The following is a 7,774-nucleotide window of genomic DNA, read 5'->3' on the forward strand; positions in this document are numbered from 1 at the left end:
TTGAATGACTTCTGATCCTCGCCGCCTGCGGCTTGCGCTGTTCGACCTCGACCACACCCTGCTGCCGCTCGACTCCGACTACGAATGGGGCGAGTTCACCATCCGCATCGGCTGGAACGACCCGGTGGAGTTTGCCCGCCGCAACGACGAGTTCTACGCGCACTACCAGGCGGGCACGCTCGACGTGCACGACTACGTGCGTTTTGCCACCGAGGCCGTGCGACTGCGCGGGCCCGAGGCCGCGGCCGTCGCGCACGCGCAGTTCATGCGAGAGGTCATCGCGCCTGCCATCCGTCCTCAGGCTCTGGACCTCATCCGCCAGCACCAGGCTGCAGGCGACGAGGTGCTGATCGTCACTGCCACCAACGAGTTCGTGACCGCACCCATCGCACAGGCCCTTGGCGTGCCAACGCTGCTGTCCGTGCAGTTGGCGCGCGACGCCAGCGGCTGGTACACCGGCGAGATCGACGGCACGCCCACCATGCGCGAGGGCAAGGTGCGGCGCATGGAGCAATGGCTGGCCGAGCGGCAGCTGACCTGGGCCGACGTGGAGAGCACGTTCTACAGCGACTCCATGAACGACGTGCCCCTGCTCGAAAAAGTGGACCACCCCGTGGCTACCAACCCCGACCCGCGCCTGCGTGCGCTGGCCCAGCAACGTGGCTGGCGCATACTCGATTTGTTCGCAGTGCCTGCCAGCCCGGCCATCCCTGAACCTGGCGTAAACGCAGCCCCCTGACACCTCCCTTCCCATGATCAAGAAGTTCATCGACAAACTGCTGGGCAAATCGACCCCCGGCACCGCAGGCGGCAAGCCCCACTTCGGCAAGCGCGAAGAGGTGCCCGCCAGCGTGCACGGCATCAACCCCGAGCTGGTGGACCGCCGCGCGGCCGAGGTGGTGGCCACGCTCAAGCAGGCGGGCTATGAGGCCTACATCGTAGGCGGCGCGGTGCGCGACCTGCTGCTGGGCCTGCGTCCCAAGGACTTCGACGTGGCCACCAATGCCACGCCCGAACAGGTCAAGGGCCTGTTCCGCCGCGCCTTCATCATCGGCAAGCGCTTTCGCATCGTGCACGTGGTGCATGGACGGGGCCGCGAGCACGAGGTGATCGAGGTCTCTACCTTCCGCGCCTACCTGGACAACAGCGCCGCCGGCCAGGTCAGCGGCAACGAAAAGACGTCGAAGGCGCAGCTGGCGGGCATGCACCACGCCGTGGACGCCAGCGGCCGCGTGCTGCGCGACAACGTCTGGGGCCCGCAGGACGAGGACGCCACGCGCCGCGACTTCACCGTGAACGCCATGTACTACGACCCGGTCAGCCAGATCGTTGTGGACTACCACAAGGGCATTCAGGACGCCAAGAAGAAGACGCTGCGCATGATTGGCGACCCCGCCACGCGCTACCGCGAAGACCCGGTGCGCATCATCCGCGCCGTGCGTTTTGCCGCCAAGCTCAGCCCCCTGGGCTTCAGCATCGACCCCAAGTCGGCCGCGCCCCTGGTCCAGTCGCAGGCCCTGCTGGCCGAGGTGCCCCAGAGCCGCATGTTTGACGAAATGCTCAAGCTGCTGCAGACGGGGCACGCCATTGCCACCATCGAGCAGCTCAAGAAGCTGGGCATGGCCAAGGGCATCTACCCGTTGCTGGACGTGGCGGTGGAGCGCGCCGACACCCCGTTCGTGAAAGCCGCGCTGCTGGACACCGACCGCCGTGTGAACGAGGGCAAGCCCGTGGCGCCCAGCTTCTTGCTGGCCTGCGTGCTGTGGGAAGACGTGCGCAATGGCTGGCAGGAGCGCCTGGCCCAGCGCCAGCACCCACTGCCCGCGCTGCAGGAGGCCATCGACGAAGTGTTCGACAAGCGCATTGGCGACGTGTCGGGCCGCGGCAAGCTGGCCGCCGACATGCGCGAGATCTGGGTCATGCAGCCGCGGTTTGAAAAGCGCGTGGGCAACACGCCGTTCGGCATGGTCATGCAGCCGCGCTTCCGTGCCGGGTTTGACTTCATGCGCCTGCGCGCCGACGTGGGCGAGGTCGAGGAAGCGCTGGCCGAGTGGTGGCAGGACTTCCAGAGCGCGGACGACGAGCGCCGCGATGACCTGATGGACCAGGCCAAGGAAGAACAGAAAGCCCGCCAGAAGTCCCAGCAGCCCGTGGTCAAGCGCGTGCCTCGCAACTCCCCTGCACCACGCCCGGCCCCCACCCCGGCCACCGGCGCCACGGTGGATGCCGCGCCGGCCGATGGCGAGGATGTGGAGCTGCCGCCCGACGGCAGCGCCCCCAAGAAGCGCCGCCGCCGTCGCCGCAAGCCCGGCGGTGCGGGTGGAGCCGGCAGTGGCGGCGGCAGCGAAGGCGCCGCGTCCGCCACCGCTGGCGATTGAGCCTGCACGCTCCCATGGCCGCGAAGCCCACCTTGGCCTATGTGGGCCTCGGCGCCAACCTGGGCGAGCGCGAGGCTGCTCTGCGTGCGGCCTTGCTCGCACTCGGCGAGGTCCCCGGCACCCAGGTGCTGCGCGTGTCCCCGCTGTACCGCAGCGCCCCGGTGGACGCCGGTGGGCCTGACTACCTGAACGCTGTGGCCGAAGTGGCCACCACGCTGGAGCCGATGGCCCTGCTGCACATGCTGCAAACCATTGAACACGCCGCCGGCCGCGAGCGGCCCTACCGCAACGCCCCACGCACGCTGGACCTGGACATTCTGTGGTTCGGGGACCAGGTCATCGACACCCCCGAACTCACCGTGCCCCACCCCCGCATGGCCGAGCGCGCGTTTGTGCTGCGGCCACTGGCGGACTTGGTGACGCAGCGGGTGAGCGCGGCGTCGCTGCAGTCCGTGGCATCGCAGGCCATTGAGCGGGTGGGCGATGCGGGCTGGGCAGATGGGGCGATGGGATTGAAATGCTCCTGAAAAAGGAGCTGGTGGCGCTTGATGGATAAGCGCTGGAGGCCAAAAACATCCAGATTTTTGGCGGGATGCAGCCTGTGCTTGATCGAGGGTGTCGGGTTACACCCTGCGGGTTAACCCGACCTACGGGCCCGGCGAAGAATTGCTCCCGAACGAGATCTGCCAACGCTGACCGTGCAAGCCCGTAGCCCGTAGCCCGTAGGTCGGTAGGTCGTAGGTCGGGTTAGCGCAGCGTAACCCGACACCCCACCCCATCCGTTTTGATCAGCGATTTGCTCTTGAAAAAGGAGCTGCCAGCGCTTGATGGATAAGCGGTGGAGCCAAAAAACACTGAAAATTTCATCTCCAAGCGTTGGCTTCACCCGCACCGGATGAAACCGGCGCGGACCCACACCAGTGCCCCCGTGCAAGGGCCGCCCCGCCGCACCGGGGGCGTCCCCCCTTGGGGGAAGCGGCGCAGCCGCTCAGGGGGTTAGTCGACTTTTGCGCCCGACGCCTTCACCACTTGCTGGTACTTCGCACGTTCGCTGGCCATGAAGCTGTCGAACTGCTGCGGCGTGGTGGGCACCGGCTCGGCCAGCAGGCTGCCGAAGCGGGTCTTGGTCTCGGGCGCATTCAACGCGGCGACGAAGGCCTTGTTCAGCTTGTCGATGACGGGCTTGGGCGTGGCCGCAGGCGCCACCAGGCCCCACCAGGTGTCGATGGAAAAACCCTTGAACGTGGCCGACAGTGGCGGCACGCCGGGCAGGGATGCCGAGGCGTCCAGCGAGGTCACGGCCAGCGCCTTGAGCTTGCCCGCGCGGATGTTGGGCGCGGCGGCGGCCAGGTTGTCGATGTTGAAGTCCACTTCGCCGGCCAGCAGCGCCAGCTGTGCGGGGTTGGCGCCGCGGTAGGGGATGTGCAGCGCAAAGATGCCCGCGCGCTGCTTGAACATCTCGCCTGCCAGGTGGCCCGCACTGCCGTTGCCGCCGCTGCCGTAGTTGAGCTTGGCGGGGTTGGCCTTGGCGTACGCGATCAGGTCGGCCACGGTGTTGATCTTGAGTTGCTCGGCCTTGGCGGCGTTGATGACCAGCACGTTGGGCACGCGCACCATCTGCGTGATGCCGGCAAAGTCCTTGCCCGCGTCGTAGGGCATCTTGGAATACAGCCAGGGATTGACCGCGTGTGTGGCCGTGGCGGCGATGCCGATGGTCAGGCCGTCCGGGGCCGCCTTGGCAATCGCGTCGGCGCCGATGTTGCCGCCCGCACCGCCCTTGTTCTCGATGATCACCGTGCCCAGCGAGTCGCGCACGCGCTCGGCCAGCGCACGGGCCGTCACGTCGATGGGACCGCCGGGAGCGTAGGGCACGATCAGGCGGATGGGCTGGCCCGAGTCCTGCGCGAAAGCGGCCGTGGTGGACAATGAAAAAGCCGCTGCGGTGGCAGCGGCGCCGGCGATGAGGAGGAGGTTTCTGCGGTTCATGGGTGCCATTGTGCAAAAAAATCGTAAGAAAGCTTACGAAGACCTTGTGACGGTATCGCGCAGACCTGCTTTTTACACGCTGCGCGGCACGCTGGCCGACAGGCCGAGCTCTTCCACCATCATTCCCAGTTCGTGCGATGAGCGGATGTCGAGCTTGAGGAAAATGGCCGAGCGGTGGGTGTCCACGGTGCGCGGGTCGATGGGGCGATCGGGTGCGCGCTGGGTCAGCGCGCGGGCGGCTTCCTTGCTGCTGATGCCGGTGGCCAGCAGCACGGCCACTTCCTGCTGGCGTGGGCTCAGCGCGTTCCAGCGCTCCAACTGGGCCCTGCGGCGCTGCGTGCGCTGCGCCTTAGCCTGTGACAGCTGTGCCGCCTTTGCCACAGAGGCCAGCAGCGTCTGTTCGTTGCAGGGTTTCTCCAGCCAGTCCACAGCGCCCTGTTTGACGGCAGCCACGGCGGACGACAGCTCGCCGTGAGCGGACAGGAATACGGTCTTGAGCACCGTGCCGTGCCGCTGCATCTCTTCAAACACCTGCAGGCCGCTCATGCCATCCATGCGCAGGTCCAGCAGCACGCAGCCCGGCTGCGACAGGTCTGCAGCCGCGAGAAATTCCGGCCCGCTGGCATAGCCACGGGGCACGTGACCCGCCGCCATCAGCAGCGCCGCAAGCGAATGGCGTACGCCCTCATCGTCATCCACGATGTACACGGTGGCAGATGCGGGGGCTTCGGCCGGGTCGGGGAAGGGGGGCAGTGCTTCGGTCATGGCGGTGTGGCGGTGGCCAGCGGCAGTCGGATTTCAAAGACGGCGCCGCCCCCTTCACGGTTGCGCGCCAGCAGTTCGCCGCCCATGCTCTCGACGATGGAACGGCAGATATTCAGCCCCAGACCCAGGCCGCCTTCGCGGGTGGTGAAGAACGGCTCGAACAGGCGTTCGGCGATTTCGGGCGGCAGACCCGGGCCTCGGTCCAGCACCTGCAGCAAGGCGTGGTGGCCCGCATCGGCCGTGGTGCGCAGCAGCAGTTCGTGCGGCGGCTCTACGCCGCCTGCAGTGAGCGGCATGGCCTGCATGGCCTGCAGTGCGTTCAGGCCCAGGTTGAGCACCACCTGTTCGAGCAGCACGCGGTCTGCGCTGACGCACAGCGGGGCACGGGCCAAATCCAGCCGCACGGCCACGCCGTTGCGCCGGGCTTCGGCGCGCAGCAGCAGGGCCAGGGACTGGTCCACCGTGGCGTTCAGGTCGCAGGGCTCGCGCGCCTCGGGGTGCTGGCGCACCCAGCGGCGGATGCGGCCCACGATGTCTGCCGCGCGCAGCGCCTGGGTGGACAGCGCGGTAAGGCTTTCGTTCAGCGCCTCGGCCTTGCCCTGTGCGGCCAGCGACCGTGCGGCGGCGGCGTAGTTGACCAGCGCGGCCAGCGGCTGGTTCAGTTCGTGCGCCAGCGTGGACGCCATCTCGCCCACGGTGATCACGCGCTGCACGCGCTGCAGCTGCGCTTCGCGCTGCTGCTGGTGCTCTTCGGCGCGCTTTTGCGCGGTAATGTCCACCACCGAGCTGATCCAGCCGATGTGCTGGCCGTCGCCGTCGATGAGCCGCGCGGTGTAGAACATCGTGTACACGTCCGAGCCGTTGCGGTGCCGCAGCCGGTTTTCTATGCCCTGCGGCGTGGCCTTGCCAGCCAGGGCGATTTCGCTGTTTTCCCAGTGGCGGTCCAGGTCGTCCGAGTGCCAGTACGGGTAAGGGGGCAGGCAGCCGATGAGCTCGTCGGCGCTGTAGCCCACCATCTCGCACATGGCGGCGTTCACGTAGACGATGCGGCCCTGCAGGTCCCGCGCACGCATGCCCACGAGCAGCGAGTCTTCCATTGACTGGCGGAACGCCTGGGCCTGCTGCAGCGCGTCGGTGCGCTCGTGTACGCGCTGCTCCAGCTCGATGCGGGCCTGGCGGTTTTCCTTCAGGCGGCGCTCGCGCAGCTGCCAGTAGAGCGCGCCCAGTACCAAAAGGCCCGATGCCAGCGTGGCCAGCGCCCAGGCCTGGCGGCGGGCCTGGGTCACCACGCGGCTGTCGGCGGTCAGGGTCAGCGTCCAGCCCAGGTCGGGCAGGGCTTCTTCCAGCGCCAGGTATTCCTTGCCGGTGTCGGGCAGGCGCAGCTCCACGCCGGGCTGGTCGCTGCGCTGGCGGGTTTTCCATGGCACGGGGTCGGGCGTCCAGCGCGCGCCATACTGCTCGTCGCGCTGTACCTGCAGCACCTCGGTATCGGTGAGCGTGTGGGTGGTTTTGTAGAGCCAGGCAGCGACCGAGCCGAGGAAGATGATGCCCCGCTCGTCGGCCAGAAAAACCGGGTCCCGCAGCTGAGCCCAGGTGTCCACGATGGGCTGCATCTGCACCTTGACCGCCACCACGCCGACTACCACGCCGTTGTCGTACACGGGGGCCGATGCGAAGAGGCCGGGCTCGCCCGTGGTCTTGCCCACGCCGTAGAACCGCCCGGCCAAGCCTTGCAGCGCATCGCGGAAGTAGGGCCGGTTGCCATAGTTCTGGTCCACGAACGAGCTGGGGGTGGCCCAGTTGCTGGACGCGAGCGTGAGGCCTGCGGTGTCCATCACGTACAGCGCGTCGGAGCCCGCGTTGGTGTTTACCGTCTGCAGGTAGGCGTTGGCGGCATCCCGCAGGTTGCGCGCCTGGGGGTTGCGCAGCAGGGCCGCGACCAGGGGCTGCTGTGCAGCGGTGGCCGGCAAATAGCTGTAGCGGGTGGCCACGCCGCGCAGGGCCAGGGCCTGCACCTCGCCCGAGCGGCGCAGGTTGTCCCATTGCGTCTCTAGCTCGTTGCGGGTGGCCCATTCGCCAGCACCCACCACCAGAAGCACGGCCATGCCCAGCATGGCCGCCATCGGGCCTGCGCCCCGCAGCGCCTGGCGCAGCCGCGTCATTTCAGGGCCGCGGCGCCGCGCATCATGCGCAGCCTTTGAAACCGGCACGCCCCACGCGAGGGCAGCCAAGCAAGGGCCGCCCCGCAGCGAAGGCTACGTCTCCCTGCCCGCAGAGCGAAGCTCTGCGAGAGCGGGGGAAGGCCCCCAGGGGTTCAGCGGGGTGTTCCCTGCAGTTCTCAGCAGGTTTCAGCTGAGTTCGCGACTTGAGAAACAGGCGCTGCTCCGGCGAGGGCAGCCGAGCAAGGGCCGCCCCGCAGCGAGGGCTGCGTCCCCCCGCCCGCATCGCAAAGCGATGCGAGAGCGGGGGGAAGGCCCGCAGGGCCTTGTATCTTTGAGGCTCGGACTGGCACAGGTAGCCCGAGGCGCCTCTGGGCTGAATTCGATTTTGATTGAAGCCCGCCCCTGAGCTATGGGCGCCTGCGCCGGACCGTCCTTTCTTGCAACCCGAACGGTTGTAGGAACTTTCAGTTCGCATAGACAAGG

At 67.9% G+C, this 7,774-nt stretch carries 6 protein-coding genes; 3 read left to right on the forward strand and 3 right to left on the reverse strand.

Annotation, left to right across the window (positions count from 1 at the left end; genetic code table 11):
- Positions 1-4: 4 nt before the first annotated feature.
- Genes ACK4HJ_RS22555 through folK form a run of 3 tightly spaced genes read left to right on the forward strand, consistent with a single transcriptional unit; the run spans position 5 to position 2,905 of the window.
- Positions 5-739, forward strand: coding sequence for an HAD family hydrolase (locus tag ACK4HJ_RS22555; protein WP_409835737.1), 735 nt, complete (start codon positions 5-7; stop codon positions 737-739).
- A 13-nt stretch (positions 740-752) separates the two neighbouring features.
- Positions 753-2,378, forward strand: a complete 1,626-nt coding sequence (gene pcnB / locus ACK4HJ_RS22560; RefSeq protein ID WP_409835738.1) for a polynucleotide adenylyltransferase PcnB — start codon at positions 753-755, stop codon at positions 2,376-2,378.
- 14 nt (positions 2,379-2,392) lie between these two features.
- Positions 2,393-2,905: a 2-amino-4-hydroxy-6-hydroxymethyldihydropteridine diphosphokinase gene (gene folK, locus ACK4HJ_RS22565; RefSeq protein WP_409835740.1), complete on the forward strand. Its 513-nt coding sequence runs from the start codon at positions 2,393-2,395 to the stop codon at positions 2,903-2,905.
- Positions 2,906-3,374: 469 nt separating this feature from the next.
- On the opposite strand, the gene ACK4HJ_RS22570 is transcribed toward folK, so the two are convergent.
- The 3 genes from ACK4HJ_RS22570 to ACK4HJ_RS22580 all read right to left on the reverse strand — a co-directional run bounded on the left by ACK4HJ_RS22570 (position 3,375) and on the right by ACK4HJ_RS22580 (position 7,291).
- The gene (locus ACK4HJ_RS22570) at positions 3,375-4,364 is read right to left on the reverse strand and encodes a Bug family tripartite tricarboxylate transporter substrate binding protein (RefSeq protein ID WP_409835742.1); all 990 of its coding nucleotides are present in this window, start codon (positions 4,362-4,364) and stop codon (positions 3,375-3,377) included.
- A gap of 72 nt (positions 4,365-4,436) precedes the next feature.
- Entirely contained in the window at positions 4,437-5,129 is a 693-nt protein-coding gene (locus ACK4HJ_RS22575; RefSeq protein WP_409835744.1) for a response regulator transcription factor, read from the reverse strand.
- A complete protein-coding gene (locus tag ACK4HJ_RS22580) occupies positions 5,126-7,291 on the reverse strand; it encodes a PAS domain S-box protein (RefSeq protein ID WP_409835746.1) in 2,166 nt (721 codons plus the stop codon). Before ACK4HJ_RS22580 ends, ACK4HJ_RS22575 begins: the two co-directional genes overlap by 4 nt.
- Positions 7,292-7,774: the final 483 nt, after the last annotated feature.

It is taken from the genome of Acidovorax sp. (assembly GCF_046294525.1).
GTDB lineage: Bacteria > Pseudomonadota > Gammaproteobacteria > Burkholderiales > Burkholderiaceae_C > Acidovorax.